Origin of the sequence: Paenibacillus sp. FSL H7-0735, assembly GCF_038008505.1 — a bacterium.
GTDB classification, from domain to species: domain Bacteria; phylum Bacillota; class Bacilli; order Paenibacillales; family Paenibacillaceae; genus Paenibacillus_AQ; species Paenibacillus_AQ odorifer.
In genome coordinates this window covers 984604-1008270 of the sequence record NZ_JBBOZH010000001.1, presented here as the reverse complement: position 1 = coordinate 1008270, position 23667 = coordinate 984604, and the positions used below count along the sequence as shown (strand labels likewise).

Sequence of the window (23667 nt, the reverse complement as noted above, 5' to 3'; positions counted from 1 at the left end):
TATTAATGAGCTCCAATAATAATAATCTTAGAACCAGCTGGGGTGCTCCAGTTGGCGACAATCAGAATTCAATGACAGCCGGTGACCGCGGTCCCACTTTGCTGCAAGATGTCCATCTGCTTGAGAAATTAGCCCACTTTAACAGAGAACGTGTTCCTGAACGTGTCGTTCATGCTAAAGGTGCTGGCGCTCACGGGTATTTTGAAGTTACAAAAGATCTGACCCAATACACAAAAGCTAACTTTTTGTCTGAAGTAGGCAAACGTACACCGTTGTTCATTCGTTTTTCTACTGTAGCTGGTGAATTAGGTTCTGCTGATACCGTACGCGACCCTCGTGGTTTTGCCGTGAAGTTCTATACTGAAGAAGGAAACTATGATCTCGTAGGTAACAATACGCCTGTATTCTTCGTTCGTGATGCGATTAAATTCCCGGACTTTATTCATACACAGAAACGTGATCCACAGACACATCTGAAGAACCCGAATGCTGTATGGGACTTCTGGTCTTTATCGCCTGAATCTCTGCATCAGGTAACGATTTTGATGTCGGATCGCGGAATTCCAGCTACGCTGAGACATATGCATGGGTTTGGTAGCCATACCTTCAAGTGGGTAAATGCCGAGGGTAATACAGTCTGGGTGAAATACCATTTCAAAACAGAACAAGGCATTAAGAATCTAGATGCAGACCTTGCTTCCAAAATCGCTGGGGAAAACCCGGATTATCATACAGAAGACTTGTTCAATGCTATTGATAAAGGAGATTTCCCTGCTTGGAAGCTCTACGTGCAAATTATGCCGATCGAGGATGCGAAGACTTACCGTTTTGATCCATTTGATGTAACAAAGGTCTGGTCACAAAAAGATTATCCGTTAATCGAGGTTGGCCGTATGGTATTGGATCGCAATCCGGAGAACTACTTCGCTGAAGTAGAACAAGTCACATTCTCTCCCGGCTCTTTCGTTCCTGGTATTGAAGCTTCGCCGGATAAATTGCTACAAGGCCGTCTGTTCGCGTATGGTGATGCACACCGCCACCGGGTTGGCCCTAACCACAACAGCCTGCCTATCAACCGTCCAAAAGTAGAAGTGAAGAACTATCAACGTGATGGTGGCATGGCCTTGGGCAACAATGGCGGTTCCGGAGCCTATTACGAGCCTAACAGCTTAGGGGGACCAAAAGAATCACCGCAGCATAAGACATCGCCGTTCGAAGTCTCCGGATATGCGGATAGTGTCGCCTACAATAGTGACGATCACTATACACAACCAGGTGACTTGTACCGTCTAATGTCTGAAGAAGAACGTACCCGTCTAGTTCAAAACATCGTTGGCGCTATGACTCCTGTTGAAAGTAACGATATCAAACGTCGCCAGATTGAACATTTCTTTAAGGCTGATCCAGACTTGGGACAGCGTATCGCATCCGGTTTGGGTCTATCCGTACCAGACGGAATGTAAGACTGTAAATGCACTTATAAACTAAAGAGGACCTTTGCCCGTAGATGGGAAAGGTCCTCTTTTTACTAATTAGCTGAAAACATAATAAATGATGACAATCACAACGCACAGCGTAGAGACAATGGATAGACATGAAAAAAACGTGTTCCAGTTATTGCCTTTCATTTGTCTTATACACGACCAGTATAGTGGTTCTTTGGTGCTCTGCCCCATCACGTGATGATTTAACTACCGAACCGTAACAGATATTCACAATCTGTTCCTCCCGTAGTCCTGCCAGGAACTCATTAGCTTTATTCTCTGCATAAGAATTATCAGCATCTACAAACTCTTTAACTTGAATCATCCTGATCTCCTCCTTTAATAAATTAAGTAGTTATTTTATAGTTCTGGAATCTATATGTGAACTCAACGAAATGTACATGGCGTATCACTCCCCAGGTAACAATTAATGTAAAAATATCTTCAAAATACAGTATAGGCATTTCGCAGTTTTCTACGAAATGCCTATGCATCAGCCTATCATAGCACCCAAGTATGTAATAGTCAAAGGTTTTCATTACAATATTTAGAAGGTTTTAATTCCCCTTTTAAAATGGATTGGATTTACAAATAGAAGCTGGTATACTGATCAGAAGGTCTCCATTGGGGGACCTCTATTTGTATAGGAGGGATTTTAAGATGGCAACACACCATAACAAGTTTACAAGGAATGTGCTACTTAGAGGGGGTGAAATCTACTATGAACCATAGTCTTATCTATGAAGGCTCACGGACACAGCTGCTTCAGCAGCTTATCTATTTTGATGAAGAAAAAATCGCATTTCTAAATCAATACTTTCCGGTACGAAGCAAGGATAGAAGCAATGCTGAAACGCTGTTGTCCCGTTATTGCTCTGAGCTGGAACAATTACTAACTGAGTTTAATGGTGAAGATTTAAATTCTCAGGTCTTTATCGGAAGCCAGTTGCAGCTTCGTTACTTGGACGATAATACTACAGATATCTATACCATCGTATTTCCTAACCAAGCAGAACCTAATGATAACAAGATTTCTATGTTGTCACCTATAGGCATGCAGTTGCTGCTGGCTGAGCTCGGCAGTACTTGTCAGCTAGCGATTCCTTCAGGTCAACTAGAGGTGAAGATCGAAAGTATTAAGTTCGTGAATAATGGTGAGGTAGGCGTTCTTATATAAGGACGATCCCTTATAAACCCACTACAGCAGCGTCCCTTTCCTATATTAAGGAGGGGGGCGTTTCTATTATTTAAGTCTCCGTAAGATATGTCCAATCAAAAAAACACCCGCCTAATACCGGCAGGTGTTTCTCATTATAAGCGGGTGATGGGAATCGAACCCACGCTATCAGCTTGGAAGGCTGAAGTTCTACCATTGAACTACACCCGCAAAGGTATAAAATCGGGATGACACGATTTGAACATGCGACCCCCTGGTCCCAAACCAGGTGCTCTACCAAGCTGAGCTACATCCCGTTAACAATACTATAACTGCTTAGTAATAAAAATGGCGCGCCCTGAGAGATTCGAACTCCCGGCCTTTTGATTCGTAGTCAAACGCTCTATCCAGCTGAGCTAAGGGCGCAAAATCTATATGGAGCGGACGACGGGAATCGAACCCGCGACCCTCGCCTTGGCAAGGCGATGCTCTACCGCTGAGCCACGTCCGCAAAAACATGGTGCGCGTGAAGGGACTCGAACCCCCACGTCGTGAAACGCCAGATCCTAAGTCTGGTGCGTCTGCCAATTCCGCCACACGCGCACACTTTAAAGAAAATGGTGAGCCATGAAGGACTCGAACCTTCGACACCCTGATTAAAAGTCAGGTGCTCTACCAACTGAGCTAATGGCTCTCATAAATGGCTGGGGATATAGGATTTGAACCTATGCATGACGGAGTCAAAGTCCGTTGCCTTACCGCTTGGCTAATCCCCAATAATAATTAACTAAATGGCGGAACCGACGGGATTCGAACCCGCGATCTCCTGCGTGACAGGCAGGCATGTTAGGCCAACTACACCACGGTTCCATAGACATAATGCATAAGTGTAAATTGGTTGCGGGGGCAGGATTTGAACCTGCGGCCTTCGGGTTATGAGCCCGACGAGCTACCGGGCTGCTCCACCCCGCGTCATTAATAAGTATATACTATTCATTTTCACCATACCAGCTTATCCCTAAACATAATGTATAAGAGTAAATTGGTTGCGGGGGCAGGACTTGAACCTGCGACCTTCGGGTTATGAGCCCGACGAGCTACCGGGCTGCTCCACCCCGCGTCAGTGAGAATATTATGGTGGAGGCTGAGGGGATCGAACCCCCGACCCTCTGCTTGTAAGGCAGATGCTCTCCCAGCTGAGCTAAGCCTCCATGATATGACCCGTATGGGATTCGAACCCATGTTACCTCCGTGAAAGGGAGGTGTCTTAACCCCTTGACCAACGGGCCATGCTAATAATTTTTATGGCGGAGAGAGAGGGATTCGAACCCTCGAGACGCTTGTGGCGCCTACACGATTTCCAATCGTGCTCCTTCGGCCAAACTCGGACACCTCTCCATAAATGGCTCCCCGAACAGGACTCGAACCTGTGACAACTCGATTAACAGTCGAGTGCTCTACCAACTGAGCTATCAGGGAATATGGTGGGCCTTAGTGGACTCGAACCACCGACCTCACCCTTATCAGGGGTGCGCTCTAACCAGCTGAGCTAAAGGCCCTTCTAAGACATATTAATATTAAGGGCAAAAAAAATACCACGGGTAATGTGGTTGTCCGCTTGGCGGCGTCCTACTCTCCCAGGACCCTTCGGTCCAAGTACCATCGGCGCTGGAGGGCTTAACGGTCGTGTTCGGGATGGGTACGTGTGGAACCCCTCCGCTATCGCCACCAAACGGGCATTTACAGCGTAAATGCTCAGGCTTAATCGCCTGAAAACTGAATCCGAAACGAATCTGCATTCTAAGTATAGGATAAGCCCTCGACCGATTAGTATTGGTCAGCTCCATGCATTGCTGCACTTCCACCTCCAACCTATCTACCTCGTCGTCTTCAAGGGGTCTTACTAATTGGGAAATCTCATCTTGAGGGGGGCTTCACGCTTAGATGCTTTCAGCGCTTATCCCGTCCGTACGTAGCTACCCAGCCATGCTCCTGGCGGAACAACTGGTGCACCAGCGGTACGTCCATCCCGGTCCTCTCGTACTAAGGACAGCTCCTCTCAAATTTCCTGCGCCCACGACAGATAGGGACCGAACTGTCTCACGACGTTCTGAACCCAGCTCGCGTACCGCTTTAATGGGCGAACAGCCCAACCCTTGGGACCTACTTCAGCCCCAGGATGCGATGAGCCGACATCGAGGTGCCAAACCTCCCCGTCGATGTGGACTCTTGGGGGAGATAAGCCTGTTATCCCCAGGGTAGCTTTTATCCGTTGAGCGATGGCCCTTCCATGCGGTACCACCGGATCACTAAGTCCGACTTTCGTCCCTGCTCGACTTGTAGGTCTCGCAGTCAAGCTCCCTTATGCCTTTGCACTCTGCGAATGATTTCCAACCATTCTGAGGGAACCTTGGAACGCCTCCGTTACTCTTTAGGAGGCGACCGCCCCAGTCAAACTGCCCGCCTGACACGGTCCCCGTACCCGATAAGGGTACTAGGTTAGAACCTAGATACGATCAGGGTGGTATCCCAACGGCGCCTCCACCGAAGCTTGCGCTCCGATTTCTACGGCTCCCACCTATCCTGTACAGATCGTACCCAAATTCAATATCAAGCTGCAGTAAAGCTCCATGGGGTCTTTCCGTCTTGTCGCGGGTAACCTGCATCTTCACAGGTATTAAAATTTCACCGGATCTCTCGTTGAGACAGCGCCCAAGTCGTTACGCCATTCGTGCGGGTCAGAATTTACCTGACAAGGAATTTCGCTACCTTAGGACCGTTATAGTTACGGCCGCCGTTTACTGGGGCTTCGGTTCATAGCTTCGGGTTACCCCTAACCACTCCCCTTAACCTTCCAGCACCGGGCAGGCGTCAGCCCGTATACTTCGCCTTGCGGCTTCGCACAGACCTGTGTTTTTGCTAAACAGTCGCTTGGGCCTTTTCACTGCGGCCCCCTCGTGCTATTCACACTACCGGGGCACCCCTTCTCCCGAAGTTACGGGGTCATTTTGCCGAGTTCCTTAACGAGAGTTCTTCCGCGCGCCTTAGAATTCTCTTCTCGCCTACCTGTGTCGGTTTGCGGTACGGGCACCTTCTCCTGGCTAGAGGCTTTTCTTGGCAGTGTGAGATCATGACCTTCGCTACTATAATTTTCGCTCCCCATCACAGCCTAGCCTTAATGATGTGCGGATTTGCCTACACATCAGCCTCACTGCTTAGACGGACATCCATCAGTCCGCGTCACTACCCTCCTGCGTCACCCCATCGCTCATAGCGGATTACGGTGGTACAGTAATTTCAAACTGTTGTCCTTCGACTACGCCTTTCGGCCTCGCCTTAGGTCCCGACTTACCCTGAGCGGACGAGCCTTCCTCAGGAAACCTTGGGCTTTCGGCGGATCAGATTCTCACTGATCTTTTCGTTACTCATACCGGCATTCTCACTTGTGTAGTGTCCAGCGCTCTTTTCAGTACACCTTCAACCCCTACACAACGCTCCCCTACCCCAGATACATACGTATCTAGCCATAGCTTCGGTGGTGTGTTTAGCCCCGTTACATTTTCGGCGCAGAGTCACTCGACCAGTGAGCTATTACGCACTCTTTCAATGGTGGCTGCTTCTAAGCCAACATCCTGGTTGTCTGTGCAACTCCACATCCTTTCCCACTTAACACACACTTGGGGACCTTAGCTGATGGTCTGGGCTGTTTCCCTTTTGACAATGGATCTTAGCACTCACTGTCTGACTCCCGGCAATAAGTATATGGCATTCGGAGTTTGACTGAGCTTGGTAATCCTTGCGGACCCCGCACCCAATCAGTGCTCTACCTCCACTACTCTTATACCGAGGCTAGCCCTAAAGCTATTTCGGGGAGAACCAGCTATCTCCGAGTTCGATTGGAATTTCTCCGCTACCCCCACCTCATCCCCGCACTTTTCAACGTACGTGGGTTCGGGCCTCCAGTGCGTGTTACCGCACCTTCACCCTGGACAGGGGTAGATCACACGGTTTCGGGTCTACGTCCACATACTAAGTCGCCCTATTCAGACTCGCTTTCGCTGCGGCTCCACCTTCTCGGCTTAACCTTGCATGTTAAACGTAACTCGCCGGTTCATTCTACAAAAGGCACGCCATCACCCATAGATCGGGCTCTGACTTTTTGTAAGCACACGGTTTCAGGTTCTATTTCACTCCCCTTCCGGGGTGCTTTTCACCTTTCCCTCACGGTACTGTTTCACTATCGGTCGCCAGGTAGTATTTAGCCTTAGCAGATGGTCCTGCTGGATTCATACGGGGTTTCACGTGCCCCGCACTACTCGGGATCCGTCTCGGAGAGAACACAGTTTAGGTTACAGGGCTTTTACCTCTATCGCGGGCCTTTCCAGACCTCTTCACCTACCATATTCCTTTGTAACTCCATGTGAGACGTCCCACAACCCCTAAGAGCAAGCTCTTAGGTTTAGGCTGTTCCGCGTTCGCTCGCCGCTACTGACGGAATCACTATTGTTTTCTCTTCCTCAGGGTACTTAGATGTTTCAGTTCCCCTGGTCTGCCTCTACACACCCTATGTATTCAGGTATGAGTAACTGCGAATTACCACAGCTGGGTTTCCCCATTCGGACACCCCCGGATCAAAGCTTGCTTACAGCTCCCCGAGGCAGTTTCGTTGTTCGCCACGTCCTTCGTCGGCTCCTGGCGCCTAGGCATCCTCCGTGTGCTCTTATTAGCTTAACCTTGATTTTTCCGCAGGAAAATATCATACGATGACATTCTCTTTGGAATCATCTCACTAATAACATTTACTTGTTTGCACAAGTTGCTAAAAGATGTTCTAAAACGCAAATTCGTTTCGGTATCCAGTTTTCAAGGATCAAGTCTTACTTGAGAGCTTAAACTCTCAAAACTGAGCAACGAGTGAGTAACAGGCCTAAACCTGAGTTTTGGAAGTTAAACTTCCGATTTGAATGTTCTCATTGCAGAGAACGATTCTCCATAGAAAGGAGGTGATCCAGCCGCACCTTCCGATACGGCTACCTTGTTACGACTTCACCCCAATCATCTACCCCACCTTCGGCGGCTGGCTCCCTTGCGGGTTACCCCACCGACTTCGGGTGTTGTAAACTCTCGTGGTGTGACGGGCGGTGTGTACAAGACCCGGGAACGTATTCACCGCGGCATGCTGATCCGCGATTACTAGCAATTCCGACTTCATGCAGGCGAGTTGCAGCCTGCAATCCGAACTGAGACCGGCTTTGATGGGATTGGCTCCACCTCGCGGCTTCGCTTCCCGTTGTACCGGCCATTGTAGTACGTGTGTAGCCCAGGTCATAAGGGGCATGATGATTTGACGTCATCCCCACCTTCCTCCGGTTTGTCACCGGCAGTCACTCTAGAGTGCCCAGCATTACCTGCTGGCAACTAAAGTTAAGGGTTGCGCTCGTTGCGGGACTTAACCCAACATCTCACGACACGAGCTGACGACAACCATGCACCACCTGTCTCCTCTGTCCCGAAGGCCGCTGCTATCTCTAGCAGATTCAGAGGGATGTCAAGACCTGGTAAGGTTCTTCGCGTTGCTTCGAATTAAACCACATACTCCACTGCTTGTGCGGGTCCCCGTCAATTCCTTTGAGTTTCAGTCTTGCGACCGTACTCCCCAGGCGGAGTGCTTACTGTGTTAACTTCGGCACCAAGGGTATCGAAACCCCTAACACCTAGCACTCATCGTTTACGGCGTGGACTACCAGGGTATCTAATCCTGTTTGCTCCCCACGCTTTCGCGCCTCAGCGTCAGTTACAGCCCAGAAAGTCGCCTTCGCCACTGGTGTTCCTCCACATATCTACGCATTTCACCGCTACACGTGGAATTCCACTTTCCTCTTCTGTACTCAAGCCACCCAGTTTCCAGTGCGACCTCAGGTTGAGCCCAAGGTTTAAACACCAGACTTAAATAGCCGCCTGCGCGCGCTTTACGCCCAATAATTCCGGACAACGCTTGCCCCCTACGTATTACCGCGGCTGCTGGCACGTAGTTAGCCGGGGCTTTCTTCTCAGGTACCGTCACTCCGGTAACAGTTACTCTACCGGACGTTCTTCCCTGGCAACAGAGCTTTACGATCCGAAAACCTTCATCACTCACGCGGCGTTGCTCCGTCAGGCTTTCGCCCATTGCGGAAGATTCCCTACTGCTGCCTCCCGTAGGAGTCTGGGCCGTGTCTCAGTCCCAGTGTGGCCGTTCACCCTCTCAGGTCGGCTACGCATCGTCGCCTTGGTGGGCCGTTACCCCACCAACTAGCTAATGCGCCGCAGGCCCATCCCTCAGTGACAGATTGCTCCGTCTTTCATTCTTCTCTCAGGAGAAAAAAGAAATTATCCGGTATTAGCTACCGTTTCCGGTAGTTATCCCAGTCTGAAGGGCAGGTTGCCTACGTGTTACTCACCCGTCCGCCGCTAAGTCATTTTGAAAGCAAGCTTTCAAAATGACTCCGCTCGACTTGCATGTATTAGGCACGCCGCCAGCGTTCGTCCTGAGCCAGGATCAAACTCTCCAATTAGTATTGAAAAGAGCGATATGCTCATTTTGAAACATCTGACGAGAAAATTAATTCTCTAATTTTGGATATCACTTGCGTGATTTCCTACTCACTCGTTGTTCAGTTTTCAAAGATCAAGTTCTCGTTGGCGCCGTTTAATGTCTCAGCAGCAACTCTTATACTATATCATGTTCGGCTATTTAATGTCAAGCTCTTTTTTCAACTTCTTTTTCGAGCTCGGCATGTGTACTTCTTGGCCGGACTTAGAATATATCATGTATGGAGATACATTGCAAGCTTTATTTTAAAAAACTAAACACATACTTCTCCGCAATTGTATCGCAACCGTATTCCCCTTTTCCACGTCTATCTATTAACATCAGAGCCCCTTCATACATAGGCATTAATCAATTCCATTATTTTTTGGCAAAGAGGTGATTCATATAAAGACCTTGCATGATCTCTAGCTTCCCTCAAAAAGGAGGTTGGAGAATCAATGAGCAGAAGTGTGAAAAAGCAACCCGTGTGCAGCGATCAATAGAAACACGGTTCCTCATGGGCAAAAGAACAAGCCAATAAAGCCGTCCGCCGCTACCCTGGCGACATCCCTAAAGGGAAATGGTATCAGAAACTGTATAACAGCTGGAACATTTGCGACTACAGCTTTTACCAAACTAAACAGCAGGCGATTCATGAATGGGAAACAAACAATTGGATCCAGATGAGATCCCCCTCCCGCCAAGAGGCCATTCAAGATTGGCATAAGTCTTATAGAAGAAAGTAAATCAAAAGATGCCCCGGCAGGGAAGCGCCGGGGCATCTTTTTACTTAGAAGCTTAATTTCGCACCTACAGTTACAATCTCAGATGGTCCGATCTCTAAATGGTGAACCGAAGACGTTGCTCCTTGTAAAGCAGGGTTAGACTGCTCTAAGATATTGCTTTTAAATAAATACTCTTGAGGACTGTTCACTTTCAGTTGCAATTGTGTCCGCTGAGCGGACATATTGCACCAACGCAAAAACAAGTCGCCGGAAGTTCCGTTCATTTTCATGGATGAGAAGGCCATGTTATCTCCCTCCCAAACCAATGGGGTATATCCAGAGTTCAACTTCCCGCTATGCAGGCCGGTCTGACATACCGTCCAAGGGATCTGGAATTGATAGGCCTCTGTAAATGCCCGCTGTTCACTTCCCTCACCAGAATGAGGAATCAGCTCCAGTTGTGCTGTATATTCGCCCAGGCACTGAGCTTCCGGTGTTGGGAACCAGCCCCAATCCCCCAATTCCCCTACGCTGCGTAGCAAGGTGACGGCAATAGTATTGCGTCCATCCCGCAGAACCTCATATTCGTTCAATCCCTGGTTGGCTACCGTAAGTCCTACATCGCCATTGCTGACATCCACAAAGGATTGCTGATGTTGAGTGTTGCTCGGATTTGCCCATTCTGGTGCCGGATTATTGTCCCGCGTAGCCACTTCGAACATAGAATCTACACGATGCACATCGGTAGACAGATCGGTCGGGAACAGCATTCGCACCCGGTGATCCTTGGCTTGGTTATTAATTGTGGATTCAATATGCACACCTTTGCCTTCCCGCTCCAGCGAAACGACGGTACGAAGCTTCAAAACCACCGTGTTTACACTCCGCTGCGCTTTACGCTCAGGATAATACACAAGTGCACGCTGTTCCGCCTCCAAGGTGTCATCCGCCGAAGCCGGAATCTCCCAGTCTATTCGGATCTCAATGGCCGCACGGAAGGGAGAGTCTTCAATCACCTTAATGACTGCAGGCTGGCCTTTGGTCGTCAGCGCTTGTTCACCTTCTGGCTGCTTGTACATGTATTCATTGCCTACGTCTCCGGTATTCTCGTAAATCCCCAACTCACGATAAGTGGTACCGCTATGCTTATCAAATAACGTAAATGAACCATCCTCAGCAACAACTACCTTGAGAGATGCATTCTCCAAGCTGCGATCTCCTTCTATTAAAGAGCTTCCCTGAGCGGATTCCGTAGTTGATTGTACCCAAGCGTAAGTACAGAGCCCAAGTGCAGGCACATTGCGTGCTTCAAAAGTAAGTCTCACCTTGCGGCACATATACGGCTGGCGGAATTGGTCATCAGGCAGATCGTAACCAAAGCTTAAACCCAGGTCTTCCACTGTAGACGCTAATTCCTCCCCTGTGTGATCGACGAGAATCCGGCCGGACAAATCAACAGCCAGCATTCTGCGGGCGGTCTCATCCAAAGGATAACCCTCGCGCAGATATAACCGTTCAGCATCCAGCTCTATAGTCACCGTTCCCGTACGCTTCCACCCTGTGGTATTCATCACTACAAAAGGAACTGCATCTTCCCCGTAGGCGGAAAAGCCCGAAGTCTCCACTTGATCTGCGATAAACTTAGCACTGTCATCTATGATGCTTTCGGCAACATGCCGGCTTTTATCAAAACGAGTTACCATCTCACGATGCACTTCATCCACACTACAACCACAGATACTGTCATGCGGATGGTTCTGCATCAGCGTCTTCCAGGCATAGGTGAATAGATGGTGCGGGTAGTCTTGTCCGGACAGGCGGGCGATGGAGGCCAGCGGCTCGGCTACTTTTTCCAAAAGAGTCTGGCCCAGCTGGTTCATCTGCTTCAAATAAACCCGGGCTGAGGCTGTGTTCACTAAGGTGCCCCATCCGTCTGTACGCTGGCTGCGCAGTTCCCCTGTAACGGTGGAGAGCTCCCGCTGACCCGAGGATAATTGCTGATCCAAGGCTTGCAGATAGTCCGGGAAATTTGAATGCACGAACTTCACCTCAGGGTATAGCTTTTCGGCGGTGCGAATAGCTTCCGGCAAATCCAATTGCAGAGGCTGGTGGTCGCACCCGTTCATGAACAATAACTCCCCCGTTGAAGCATACTTCTCTGCATCTGCAAGCTTACGGTCCCAGAATTGCCGAGCCGCACCTTCCTCAACAGGAACTTCATTGCCGTTAGAATACCAGTTGGCAAATAGGATACCGAGAATTTTGGATCCATCCGGTCCTTCCCAGATCAGCTCGGAGAAAGAGGACTCATAACCCGCATCCGATACAGTGTTGTTAAATCCCGTAGGCTTCACCCCGCGTCCAAAAAAAGCATTCGTAATCCCTGACTGCAACATCAGCTGCGGAGTCTGTCCAACCAATCCAAAGGTATCAGGAAAATAACCGATTTTGGAAGGCTTGCCGTATTTCTCGGCATCCTGATGGCCGATCTGCATATTCCGCACATTTGCCTCGCCGCTCGTCAGGAATGCATCCTGCAAAATGTACCAAGGTCCAATCAAGATTCGCCCATCCCGGATATACTTCTCCAGCTTCTCTTTGTTCTCTGGCCGAACCTGAAGATAATCCTCCAGAATAATGGTTTGCCCATCGAGGTAAAAACTGCAGAAGGCGGAATCTCCGTCCAGCTTCGCAAGCAGTGCATCCACCAGCTGAACCAGACGGACGTGGTGTTTCTCATAGGGCAAATACCATTCACGGTCCCAGTGAGTATGGGACACGATATGGGCTGTTTTGGTTGTTGCGTGGGTCATCTGTGTGTACACCTCAGTTCTTCAGCATTTATTAAGCGTAATGTTAACCTCTTCAGGTCTATAGACAGCTACCAGCTTGCCCGCTGAATCAGCTGCAAACAACACCGAACGTTCTTTCTCCAGTAAAAATGAGTAGTGAGCTCCAGTTGCAGGATCTTTTATTTCAAGTTCGGCATCCCAGGCGTATTCAGATACGAAGATATACAATGAACCTTCTGCAAAAGCAAGCTTCCGCCCGTACACACCTGGCAAGTCTCCCCCGCTGATCCACTCCAGCTCGGTTACGATACCTGCGGCTTGTGCAGCATATTGGTAGAGCGCGGCGATCGGCTCGTCTCGGTCATTCAGTTCTAAAGGTAGCGGGCACCAGAGCAGGCGACCTGTGCCAAGCTGGCGTTCGATGAGGTAATCACCTACACCGCCTGAGCTAGACGAATCAACATCTGCATTTGCTGGCGTTTCTTTGACTAGCTCCGCGATTCGCTTCTGTCCGTAGGACACTGCAAACTTGCGTCCGTTCAATAGAAGCTGCTCCTCACGGCGCATGTTGCCAAGTTTACGGGCTCCTACTATTGCGTCCATACGATCCGAAGGCTGCCAATACGCATCAACCCCCAATGCTCCAGTAATGAGTAGAACGGCACCTGTACGCTCCACTATGTCCAGCAATTGCTGAAGGGCGTCATTATCCAGATTGTGCACACTCGGCAGGAGAATCAACTTAGCAGGCTCTGCCTCCAGCGGAGCCAGATCGTATTCCGATACGGCGCGGAAAGGCAAATGAAGCTGATAAGATAAGATCCGTGTCAGGCGGGTAGTCGCATCATAGGCGAGCTTCCGGTTAGAGAAGTCATTAGAGTAAGGGAAAACCACGGCAATCTCTTCCAGCTTCCGCCCGTCAAATAATCCCCCGGCCTCGCCGATGAACCGCCCAAAATCATAAGACACATCCGCTTCCGGCTTCTCAGTCCCATCGGCCCGCAGCGCACCGATCTGTGATTCATTGGCATTATCCATATAAAAGTTCGTGTTCCAGATCCATTGCACAGCCCCGGCACCTCCAGAAGCAAACGCATAGGCATATTTGCGCTCCAGCATGGCCCGCAATTCTTCCTCACTGCGTTTAGCCCGTCCGTCTGGCGTCTCTACGTACATGATGCCGGTCTCCTGAATGAGGTTCGGTTTGTGATGGGTTTTGGCAAAAATCCCATCCCAGAGCAGATTGTCATTCAACCACCAGCTGTGAACAGTGGTGTAATCGACATCGCGCTCATAAAAGAACGGCGATGGCCGTTGGGCACCCAAAGCCTCATCCTGCCCTACGGTCACTAAATGATCTGGGCAGAGTTCCTTGATAGTGCCGCTTAGCTCCCTTGCCCATACGTTGTGCATGTCCATGGAGAACAGGCAGTAGTCGAGCCAACGTGTGCCGCGCTTCCCGGAATGAATATCCTGCACACTAAAGTTAATCTCTTCTTGCTCAGGAGGTTGTGCAGCCGCAAAATCCGGCAATTCCAGCGGCGTCATATTCCAGCGCTCTTGCAGCGAAGTTATATCACCATGGCGTTCTTCCAGCCAAGCAGAGAAAGCAGCGCGTTCATATTTATCTCGCGCCGAGCTCGGTCCGTCCGAGAAAATCCGCGGCGGATCGAACATTGACGGTTCATTGATCAAATCCCAATCGACATGGGTTGTCGTGCGATGCCGTGCGACGATGGAGCGGATGAACCGTTTTTGCGCTTCTACACTGCGCGGATCAAGATAAGGATTCGTCCCTTCCCAAGTCTCCGGCGTAAAGGAGAAGAACGTAAAGGTAACCTGCAGCTCATGCCGCTTCGCAGTCAGTAGAAAAGCATCAATCGCCCGCAGCACTTCTTCCGAGGCATGACCGTCTACCTGCATAATATTGCGGTAGGCTGTCCAGATGCCGGTACGAATCCAGTTGATGCCTGCCTTCCGCATCTGTGCCATATCCCGATCCCAGACATCAGCATTTGGCAGGAATAGAAACTTCCGCGCTACGTCAGAGGTCATATAAGTCATGCCGACAACAGGTAAAGGCTGACCGTCTTTGATAAAATAATCTCTTCCAGCCTTAATCGGTTCCCCCTGCGATAACAGGCCCACGTCATATCCCCAAAAGCCTTGACGCAACATCCGCACTTCGCCTTCTTCAGATACAGCATGGCAAGAAAGATGATACAGGCCAGGTTGAATTTCTACAGCAAGCGGTACACGTAGGAAGTTCAGCTCGCGACTAACCTCAAGCTTGCACTCGTGAGTGAAACATGGGATAGACTCCCCGTCTTTGCTCAGAGTGATGTTCAGGGTCCACTGCGCTGATGTCGGTGACGATTGGCTACGGCTTAGCCGCTGGCCCTGCAAAAACAGCAGCGGCCGCTCGCCTTCTTCATAAGAAGCATAGTTGGGCTTCAGCCACAGCTCTGTTACACCCCGAGCGGCAAAGGTTGCCCAGCGGGTTAATGCTTCCGTTCCGCCTTGATTCCAGAAATCAGGCGTAAGCGGTTGGCCGATGAAGAGCCAGCGGCCACCGGCGAAAGGCCCGCCGATATGCTCCCACAGCACAGCTGGAGCAGAAACTTCACGCCCGGCGGCGGTAATGCCCTTAAGCAGCGGATAGATCCGCGTGTCCATGGGGCCACTGGAACCCATCTGCTCCGGCAGGTCACTGCTTTTAGTGACATGCGGCACCAGGTTCCAGGTATCCGACAGGGCCAGCAGCTGCTCATCGCCTACAAAGAGCGGAATGTCTCTAAGCGCGACATGCTGCTGTATGCGATCTGCGCTGCTCACACGCAGCGCTTCATGGATATGCAGCTGGCGGTGATAGGCAGTCTGCTCAACTTCGATCCGCCACTCTTCAGCGACTAGGCGGACTGGATACTTAAACGGGGCACCGCCAATGCTGATCAAGCTGCCGCCTCTGCTCAAATAGGCGACGATGGAAGGCCAAGCCTCCTTCGGGAAGTATGGAGCATGGAAGCTAACGAAGCAGTCCCCGGCCTTGGCGCTGTCTAGCGTTGCGGCCAGCTGTTCTGCATAAACAGGAGGGTCAGTATGATGTATTCCTATAGACTGTGCCTGTTCCGCTGTCAGTCCGCCCGCTGCGGTATACCCGGGAAAAGATGGGTCCGCGAACAGGATGATACGGCCCCCGCTCACAGAATACCTTCCTTCATCGCCCGATAGACAAGCTGCGAGAACAAGCTGTTCGACCATGCAAACCAGCTGCGGGTAAATACACTAGGATCATCCACATGGAAACCTTCATGCATATATCCGGTTCCGGCATCCGTACTTTCCAGCATGGCAATCAGTTCCAGCTTCTCTTCGGCAGTCTGAGCCGTAATGCCCTGCATAGACAACGCCATATGCCAGATATAGTTCTCCGGAGTGTGCGGGCTACCGATCCCTTTAGCAGCTGTGCCTTCATAATAGAACGGATTTTCTTTGCTCAATGCGAAACGTCGGGTGTTCTGATAGATGGGATCATCCGCCGAAGCGTAACCCAGATACGGAATGGAGATCAGTCCGGGCGTTCCCGCATCGTCCATCAGGCAGTAATTGCCGAAGCCGTCGGTCTCATAAGCATAAATCGGACCAAACTCCGGATGGCGATAAATGCCGTAGAGCTTGATGCCATGATCCACTTCAAATTCCAGCTCTTTAAGTTCAGCCAGGAAGTCTAGATCGCGGAAGACCCACTCCGCGAATTCCTGCATCTGGCGCAGCGCGACAACGGCGAACATATTGCCAGGAATGTTGTAGTGGAAATCACAGGCATCATCGCTGGACCGGAACCCCGACCAGATCATTCCGGTATAGTTCACCGGCATGCCTAGACCGCTGTTGCGCAGAGAATCTTCCGGAATGCCGTTATTGCGGCTGAACCGGTACGGAGACTGCTCGAAATGCCGCTGCTCTCTTTTGAACAAATCGAAGATCTGGCGCATGGCCGACTTGAACCCCGCGTCGAAGAAATCCGTCAGGCCCGTCTCTTTCCAGTAGGTATAAGCGAGGCGCACAACAAAACATAACGAATCAATCTCAAATTTACGCTCCCACACCCATGGTGACATCTCGGTCACATCCGTAGTGTTCCAGTGCCAGTCATTGGCCGACTCATTAAATGCATTGGCGTAAGGATCGATATGAATATACTGAATATGGCGTTTGATAAGACCGCCGATGATGCGCTGGAGATCGGGATCGTTTTTGGCCAGAGGCACGTATTGAATTACCTGCTCCACTGAATCACGCAGCCAGGAGGCCGGAATATCGCCGGTAATCACAAAGGTGGTTCCGTCATCCAGCAGTTTAGTAGTCGTCTCCAGCGTATTCGGAAAGCAGTTCTTGAAGAGCTGCAACAGCTTCGGGCGATGTGCCAGCTTCTCCTCCGCTTCGGCAAGCACTTCTTGTACGGCCTGCGGCAGCGGCAGCTGGGGCATTGCTATTTTGGGTAATCGGAATTGTTCCAAGTGAGTTATGCTCCTTTGCATCTGTGATGTGATTATTTAATTTCTGATGTAGATTGTTTTGATCTCGTAAGGGGCAAAGTGAAGTTCCAATTCACCGCCAGCCGTGTGTCCGATCAGTTCCAGCTGCTCTTCCAGAGCATTGGACAGGTAGACGCTTTGAACCGGATGCTGCCATTTGAGCTGAACCCGCTCGCGGCCTCCCGAGGATTCGTAGAAACGGAGAACAGTCCCCTGCCCGTCCTCGGATGGCTTAATCGTATCCAGCACCACATGCTCACCGGAGAATCCGATAAATGAGCCTGTTGGCGGCAGCTGCCCCTGTGTTGATGAAGCTGCAAAAGTATACAGCTCATGATTTAGCTCTGCTGCACGGTGAACAGTATGAGCCTCCCGCCAATCCCCACGGTGCGGATATAGCGAATAGGTGAAGTCGTGCTCGCCGAGATCCGCAGTAGCATCCGGCCATTTCGGCGCGCGCAGGAGCGACAAACGAATGGTGCTGCCTTGGATGTCATAGCCGTATTTGCAATCATTCAGCAGACTGACGCCATATCCACGTTCGGATACATCGGCAAAACGGTGCCCGCAAACCTCATACTGCGCCTGCTCCCAGCTGGTGTTGCGGTGGGTCGGACGTTCCAGCGCACCAAATGGGATCTCGTAAGTCGCCTTATCCGCGACAACATCAATCGGAAACCCTACCTTAAGCAGCTTATGGGCTTCGTTCCAGCTCACATGCGTCTGGAAATCAATCCGGGAACTATGGTGATGTAGAATCATATCCTGAGTAATCTCGGATTGGCCCAGCTTCCAGCGGAAGCGCAAAATATCCTGCACCGCACCAGTGCGGATCACTGCCTTTTCTATAAGTTCAGCCTCCCCGGCGGGTTGGGCTTCATAACGGTTGTCAATGTCCCAGGCATCCCAAAGCGTCGGACGGTCATGGAAAAAGTGGAAGCGGTTCGCCGGCTCACCGGATTTTACGATCTCCCGGTTTCCTTTTTTATCAAAAAGACTGGTGATTTCTCCCCGCTCATTAAAGATAATACGATAATAGTCCGTCTCCCAACGGTCGCCGAAGGGAACAGCTCCTGCAGCTGTTTGATTATGTTCAGCAGCGGCAGGTTCTGCATTACTTTCATCGGATGTGTTCTGTGACAGATCACGAATCCAGATTGTTTTGTAGCCAAAGGCCGGAATCTCCGGAACGTGAACCGAGACACCAGAAACTGCTGCCTCCTCCGTCAGGACATCTGCTTCCAGCAGCACGTTATCCTCGCCATACACCGCAAAGTTTCCGCTGGCGGCTACTTCTTCGCTGAGGGCAAGTTCGACCACGGCATCCCGCGTCCAACCCAAACTATTAAAAACAATGTAGGGTGTGCCCTCGCCTGACGTGTTAATGTTCCCGGCCAATGCCGCAAGCCCCGGCTGAAGCGCAACACGGCCAAGCTCAAACACCTCTGCGTATTCCTTCTCCGAGGTCTCGTAAGCTTCGGTAATCGCCGAACCCGGAATAATATCATGGAACTGGTTCAACAAAATCAGCTTCCAGCCCTGATGCAGCTGCCCGGCAACTACGGTACATTGCTCCGTATCCAGCTGCGGCGAAGCTAATGTCTGCCACAGCTCCGCTTCACGGTACAACACTTCCGCCTTGCGGTTGTTCCGCTTGTTGCGGCCGTGCGTAGTGTAGGTGCCGCGGTGCAGCTCCAGATACAGATCGCCCCGCCACTGCGGCAGCTGCGGCTGCCTGCGCGTAATACCTGCGAAGAAATCCGCGGCATTACTGTATTTACTCTCCGGCTGGCCGACCATTAGCTCGGCACGCTGGATATATTCCAGCATCTCGCGGGTGACCCCGCCGCCGCCGTCACCATGCCCATAGAGCAGCATCTGCTCATTATGTTTATCTTTTTCGCGGAAGGACTGATAGTGTTCATGAACATCTTTGGGCAGCGTATTCTCATTGACCCCATGATTCAGGTAAGACAACATCGGCGTGCCGTCAATGCCGACCCAATGGAACAGATCGTAAGGGAAGACATTTGTGTCATTCCAGCCCAGCTTGGTGGTCATAAAATATTTGATTCCACCATGCTGCAGAATCTGCGGCAGAGAAGCGCAGTAGCCGAAGGTATCCGGCAGCCACTCAATCTGCGAGGTCCGCCCGAACTCTTCGAGATAAAAGCGTTGGCCATACAGCATTTGCCGCATTAGTGATTCTCCGCTCGGAATGTTCAGATCCGGTTCGATCCACATCCCACCGACCAGTTCCCAGCGTCCTTCACGGATGCGTGCCTTGACCTTCTCATAGAGTACCGGGTCATTGTCTTTCAAATATTCGAACAGTAGCGGCTGGCTCTGTGCATATTGATAATCAGGATATTCGTCCATCAGGGCATTCACCGTCGAGAACGTCCGGCTCGTCTTGCGCACGGTCTCGCGCGCAGGCCACAGCCAGGCAATATCGATATGGGACTGGCCCACCATGTGGATTGTTCCTTCGGCATGACCGCCGATCTCCCCGACTCTGCCCCGCAGCTTCTGCTCGATTCGCGTAATCTCACCACCCTCGCGGATCTCCTGCGTGGTAAGACCAACGAATTCATCCATTGCCACATACAAAGCTTCCAGCATCCGGTTACGGCGCTGGTCCTGCTCAGGCAGCAGAATTGCCGAATCGCGAATCACTACTGCCGTGTACATTAGACTCTGCACAGGTCTGTTCACCAGCACCAGCTGGCTGTGGATCAGCCGAATCGGCGGCTGGATCACCGCCTGTTGATTTAATGGATCCACCGGCTCGGGGACCGGATCGAAGAGTTCGATTTCCAGGTCCAACGGACGGCCAGATGGATCACCTGCCAGAGTCACGAAGGTATGATTACGGTCGAGTCCTTGCCGCGATTCACCGTTCACCCGCAGCAGCCCTTCCCCACCTGAAGCAAAAATCAGCCCTGTGTGGCCCGGTAGCCAGTTAACCGGAATCTCTAAAGTACGGCGGAAGAAATAGGTCGTTCCTTGCACACTCGGGAACAGATTATAATTGCCGCCTTCTTTGTAAGGCTGCAGCTTGTCATACTGTCCCGGCAATTGATACACCGAGGACAGAATCTCCCAATCGCGCAATTCCTGCACCTCTAGCCATTGCTGCTCGGAGAGCTCGCGGATGAAGCGTTTAATGCGTTCCATGTCTTTACCCCCTCACCGTCAAATCGGTGCTCAGTGTATCATTTACATGCTTACCCACCAGCACTTTAAACGCTCCTGGCTCTACAACAGGTCTTAAGTCCGGTCCGATATATTGCAATTGCTCCGGTCCTACCGTGAACAACACGGTTTGCTTCTCACCCGGAGCCAACTTAATTTTGTCAAAAGCCTTCAATTCCCTCGCGGGACGGGTGACCTTACTGGCGACATCGGAAATGTACAGTTGCACCACCTCTGCGCCCTCACGGTCTCCTATATTCTGAACGTCCACGGAAACTGTAGCCGTCTCCCCAGCCGCAATTACTTCCGGCTCCACCTTCAACCCGGAGTACGCAAATTCAGTGTAGCTAAGCCCGAAGCCGAACGGATATTGAGGCTGGGAATCGGCCTCCAGATATCTTTTGCCACGGGAACGTTTGCCGTTGTAATAGACCGGGAGCTGGCCCACATGCTTCGGCACGGATACAGTCAGCTTCCCGGACGGGTTCACATCGCCGAACAGGATATCCGCAACAGCGTGCCCGCCTTCTTGGCCTGGATACCAGGCTTCCAGAATGGCATGTGCATGCTCGTCAATCCATGGCTCACTCACCGGACGGCCGTTAATATAAACGACGATCACAGGTTTGCCGAGCTGATGAACCCGCTGGATCAGTTCCAGCTGCACTCCCGACAGGGTCAATGTCACCCGGTCAATGCCTTCGCCGCAGTCCATATCATTCCAGGCATTCTCCGTCACCTTGGACGCGCCTGTCTTGAGATCAATACTGCCTTCCCCGAAATCGCGTGCACTGGAGCCGCCGACGACCATAACAACGGTATCGGCCTGCTCTGCACAAGCGAGCGCGGCTTCAAAACCTTCGCGGGAATCGCCTTTGATCCGGCAGCCCGGTGCATAGAGCACCCGCTCCGGCTCTGCAGCCAGCTTGCTGCGGATGCCGCTGAGCACGGTCGCTACCTTAGCCGGAGGCTGCGGTGAGGTATAATCGCCGAGCTGGTTATACCCGGCATCGGCGTTAGGGCCAATGACGGCGATCGTGCCGGTGGTCTTGGACAATGGCAGCACACCTGCTTCATTTTTCAGCAGGATGATGCTCTCGCCCGCCACTTGCCGGGCCAGATCTTGATGCGCTTTGCTGCCGATGACGCGTTCAGCCGCATCAGGATCAGCGTATGGCTGCTCGAACAGGCCCAGCCTGAACTTGAGCGTCAGCACGCGGCGGACCGCACGATCTAGCAGTACCAGGTCCAGCTTGCCTTCACGAACGGCGACCACCAGGTATTTGCCGTACATTTCCCCGGACATCTCCATGTCGATGCCGGCTTCCAGTGACTGCACAGCTGCATCCATGCCATCTTCAGCCACATCATGCCCAGAGGCCAGCATCTCGATAGCTCCGCAGTCGGTAATGATTAGACCCTCAAACCCCCATGCTTCGCGGAGTATATCCTCTAGTAGCTCTGTATTTGTCGTGCAAGGCACGCCGTCTATTTCGTTATAAGCAGGCATAATGGAGACTGCACCCGCTTCGACCGCTTTTTTGAAGGGCAGCAGATCCACTTCCAGCAGTTCACGCCAGCCCATGTGCACAGGTCCGGCATTCCGGCCGCCTTCTGAGCTGCCGTATCCCACAAAATGCTTCAGCGTAGCCCCCACGCTGCCGCCGCTCTGCAAGGTTTCCCCCTGCAGACCTTCAACGGCCGCAACCGCCATCTCGCTGATCAGGTAAGCGTCCTCGCCGAAGCACTCCTCGGTGCGGCCCCAGCGGGGATCGCGCACCACATCCAGCACCGGCGAGTACGTAACCGCGCCGCCCTGACTGCGTGTCTCCAGCGCTACGGCGCGGCAGACCTCACGATACAGCTCCACATTCCAGGAGCTGCCGAGCGACAGGGGCACCGGGAATACGGTGGCCCCGATCGCCATGTGGCCATGCGAGCACTCCTCGCCGATCAATACCGGAATGCCCAGCCGCGAATGCTCCAGCACATACCGCTGGAGCGTATTCACCGCTTCCGCACCTTCACGCGGAGACAGGCCAGTGGCCAGCGTCACACCGGTCCACGGGTCAGCGCGCAACATCCCGTAAAGCGAGCCCACGCCGCCCCCCGCAACCTTCTCCTTGAAGCTTTCTGTCAAGGTCATCTTACCGTCTCTATGTTCATAGGCCTGCCAGCCAAAAGGCTGAATCAGCTGGCCGGCCTTCTCTTCCAAAGTCATCAGTCCGAGCAGATGCTCCGCCCGTTCTTCAGCAGGTAAATTCGGGTTTGTATAACTCATTCTTTAACAGCCCCTACAGTAAGACCTTGAATGAAATAACGCTGGAAGAACGGATAAGCAAAAATAATCGGCCCTGTCGCCAGCACGACCATCGCCATCCGCGATGTATCCTGCGGCATGGAGCGAAGAGCTTCCAGACTTAGCGAACTGTTCTGGGAGTTCTGTAAAATAAACTGCATACTGGTCTCGATCCGCATCAGCATCGATTGCAGCGGGACTAAATTCGGGTTGTCGATGTACAGCAGCGCATTGAACCAGTCATTCCAATAGCCGAGGGTGCTGAACAAGGCAATCGTAGCCAGACCGGGCAGTGATAAAGGCAGCACTAATTTCAGGAAGATACGGAACTCGCCCGCCCCGTCGATTTTGCCGGATTCGATAATGGCATCAGGCACACTCGTGCTGTAGAAGGTGCGCAGAATCATAATGTAAAAAGCATTCACCGCCAGCGGCAAAATCAGCGCCCAGATCGTATCCTTCAGGCTTAGAAACTGCGTAACGATAATATAAGTCGGCACAAGTCCACCGTTGAACAGCATGGTAAAAAACGCGAAGAACGAGAAAAAATTGCGGTAACGGAAGCTTTTCCGGGAAATGGCATACGCATAAAAAGCGATAAACAAAAGGCTGATGATCGTCCCGATCACCGTTACAAAAATCGTCACACCATAGGAACGCAGCAGCATATCTCCGGATTCAAACACATAACGGTATGCGCCGAGACTCCATTTTGCCGGAATCAGCTTATAGCCATCCCGCGCCAGCGCCACCTCATCGGTGAAGGAGATGATCACGACGAACAGAAACGGAAACACGCACAGAAACGCAAAGATGCCGGCTATCAGATTAAAAGTGATATTCCAGGGCGTTGAGAGATGGTGGAAATCACGTTCTTTTTTAGTCTTAGTAATGGAAGACATATGGC

General features: G+C 51.4%; 9 protein-coding genes, 15 tRNA genes and 3 rRNA genes. 2 read left to right on the top strand and 25 right to left on the bottom strand.

Annotation, left to right across the window (positions count from 1 at the left end):
- Positions 1–5: 5 nt before the first annotated feature.
- Positions 6–1463 carry a catalase KatA gene (gene katA / locus NSS82_RS04435; RefSeq protein ID WP_076105435.1) on the top strand — a complete coding sequence of 486 codons (1458 nt, stop codon included), beginning with the start codon at positions 6–8 and terminating at the stop codon, positions 1461–1463.
- Between the two features lie 151 nt (positions 1464–1614).
- Here the strand turns inward: katA and NSS82_RS04430 are convergent, their stop codons facing one another.
- The gene (locus NSS82_RS04430) at positions 1615–1809 is read right to left on the bottom strand and encodes a sporulation protein Cse60 (RefSeq protein WP_036686883.1); all 195 of its coding nucleotides are present in this window, start codon (positions 1807–1809) and stop codon (positions 1615–1617) included.
- Positions 1810–2205: 396 nt separating this feature from the next.
- Between NSS82_RS04430 and NSS82_RS04425 the strand changes: the two genes are divergently transcribed.
- Entirely contained in the window at positions 2206–2661 is a 456-nt protein-coding gene (locus tag NSS82_RS04425) for a GreA/GreB family elongation factor (protein WP_036686880.1), read from the top strand.
- Between the two features lie 139 nt (positions 2662–2800).
- On the opposite strand, the gene NSS82_RS04420 is transcribed toward NSS82_RS04425, so the two are convergent.
- From NSS82_RS04420 to NSS82_RS04305, 24 genes are all read right to left on the bottom strand, one after another.
- Positions 2801–2871 (bottom strand) — tRNA-Gly (locus tag NSS82_RS04420).
- A gap of 12 nt (positions 2872–2883) precedes the next feature.
- A tRNA-Pro gene (locus tag NSS82_RS04415) sits at positions 2884–2957 on the bottom strand.
- Between the two features lie 32 nt (positions 2958–2989).
- Positions 2990–3066 (bottom strand) — tRNA-Arg (locus tag NSS82_RS04410).
- Positions 3067–3076: 10 nt separating this feature from the next.
- Positions 3077–3151 (bottom strand) — tRNA-Gly (locus NSS82_RS04405).
- 7 nt (positions 3152–3158) lie between these two features.
- A tRNA-Leu gene (locus NSS82_RS04400) sits at positions 3159–3243 on the bottom strand.
- A gap of 15 nt (positions 3244–3258) precedes the next feature.
- A tRNA-Lys gene (locus tag NSS82_RS04395) sits at positions 3259–3334 on the bottom strand.
- Positions 3335–3341: 7 nt separating this feature from the next.
- Positions 3342–3416, bottom strand: a tRNA-Gln gene (locus NSS82_RS04390).
- A 16-nt stretch (positions 3417–3432) separates the two neighbouring features.
- A tRNA-Asp gene (locus NSS82_RS04385) sits at positions 3433–3510 on the bottom strand.
- A gap of 25 nt (positions 3511–3535) precedes the next feature.
- Positions 3536–3612: transfer RNA gene (locus NSS82_RS04380), tRNA-Met, on the bottom strand.
- A 71-nt stretch (positions 3613–3683) separates the two neighbouring features.
- A tRNA-Met gene (locus NSS82_RS04375) sits at positions 3684–3760 on the bottom strand.
- A 15-nt stretch (positions 3761–3775) separates the two neighbouring features.
- Positions 3776–3851: transfer RNA gene (locus tag NSS82_RS04370), tRNA-Val, on the bottom strand.
- Between the two features lie 6 nt (positions 3852–3857).
- Positions 3858–3929, bottom strand: a tRNA-Glu gene (locus NSS82_RS04365).
- Positions 3930–3945: 16 nt separating this feature from the next.
- Positions 3946–4038 (bottom strand) — tRNA-Ser (locus NSS82_RS04360).
- Between the two features lie 5 nt (positions 4039–4043).
- Positions 4044–4119: transfer RNA gene (locus NSS82_RS04355), tRNA-Asn, on the bottom strand.
- 3 nt (positions 4120–4122) lie between these two features.
- Positions 4123–4199 (bottom strand) — tRNA-Ile (locus tag NSS82_RS04350).
- 57 nt (positions 4200–4256) lie between these two features.
- Positions 4257–4373, bottom strand: a 5S ribosomal RNA gene (gene rrf / locus NSS82_RS04345).
- Between the two features lie 74 nt (positions 4374–4447).
- Positions 4448–7374 (bottom strand): 23S ribosomal RNA (locus NSS82_RS04340).
- Positions 7375–7636: 262 nt separating this feature from the next.
- Positions 7637–9194: ribosomal RNA gene (locus tag NSS82_RS04335) — 16S ribosomal RNA — on the bottom strand.
- The 16S, 23S and 5S rRNA genes sit together here with 15 tRNA genes alongside, the layout of an rRNA operon.
- A gap of 807 nt (positions 9195–10001) precedes the next feature.
- Positions 10002–12749 (bottom strand): alpha-mannosidase, encoded by a 2748-nt coding sequence (locus NSS82_RS04330; protein WP_076272173.1) that lies wholly within the window; start codon positions 12747–12749, stop codon positions 10002–10004.
- Between the two features lie 21 nt (positions 12750–12770).
- Entirely contained in the window at positions 12771–15932 is a 3162-nt protein-coding gene (locus NSS82_RS04325) for an alpha-amylase family protein (protein ID WP_370511298.1), read from the bottom strand.
- On the bottom strand, positions 15929–17248 hold the full coding sequence (locus tag NSS82_RS04320; RefSeq protein WP_076098666.1) for a glycoside hydrolase family 125 protein: 1320 nt from the start codon (positions 17246–17248) through the stop codon (positions 15929–15931). Before NSS82_RS04320 ends, NSS82_RS04325 begins: the two co-directional genes overlap by 4 nt.
- A gap of 36 nt (positions 17249–17284) precedes the next feature.
- Positions 17285–20443: an alpha-mannosidase gene (locus NSS82_RS04315; RefSeq protein WP_076272171.1), complete on the bottom strand. Its 3159-nt coding sequence runs from the start codon at positions 20441–20443 to the stop codon at positions 17285–17287.
- A 4-nt stretch (positions 20444–20447) separates the two neighbouring features.
- Positions 20448–22742: a glycoside hydrolase family 3 N-terminal domain-containing protein gene (locus NSS82_RS04310; RefSeq protein WP_076272170.1), complete on the bottom strand. Its 2295-nt coding sequence runs from the start codon at positions 22740–22742 to the stop codon at positions 20448–20450.
- Positions 22739–23662: a carbohydrate ABC transporter permease gene (locus tag NSS82_RS04305; protein WP_036684927.1), complete on the bottom strand. Its 924-nt coding sequence runs from the start codon at positions 23660–23662 to the stop codon at positions 22739–22741. Before NSS82_RS04305 ends, NSS82_RS04310 begins: the two co-directional genes overlap by 4 nt.
- Between the last annotated feature and the right edge of the window lie 5 nt (positions 23663–23667).

Coding starts and splice junctions, on each gene's coding strand:
- katA (WP_076105435.1), top strand. CDS start 6: ATGAGCTCCAATAATAATAATCTTAGAACCAGCTGGGGTGCTCCAGTT.
- NSS82_RS04430 (WP_036686883.1), bottom strand. CDS start 1,809: ATGATTCAAGTTAAAGAGTTTGTAGATGCTGATAATTCTTATGCAGAG.
- NSS82_RS04425 (WP_036686880.1), top strand. CDS start 2,206: ATGAACCATAGTCTTATCTATGAAGGCTCACGGACACAGCTGCTTCAG.
- NSS82_RS04330 (WP_076272173.1), bottom strand. CDS start 12,749: ATGACCCACGCAACAACCAAAACAGCCCATATCGTGTCCCATACTCAC.
- NSS82_RS04315 (WP_076272171.1), bottom strand. CDS start 20,443: ATGGAACGCATTAAACGCTTCATCCGCGAGCTCTCCGAGCAGCAATGG.
- NSS82_RS04310 (WP_076272170.1), bottom strand. CDS start 22,742: ATGAGTTATACAAACCCGAATTTACCTGCTGAAGAACGGGCGGAGCAT.
- NSS82_RS04305 (WP_036684927.1), bottom strand. CDS start 23,662: ATGTCTTCCATTACTAAGACTAAAAAAGAACGTGATTTCCACCATCTC.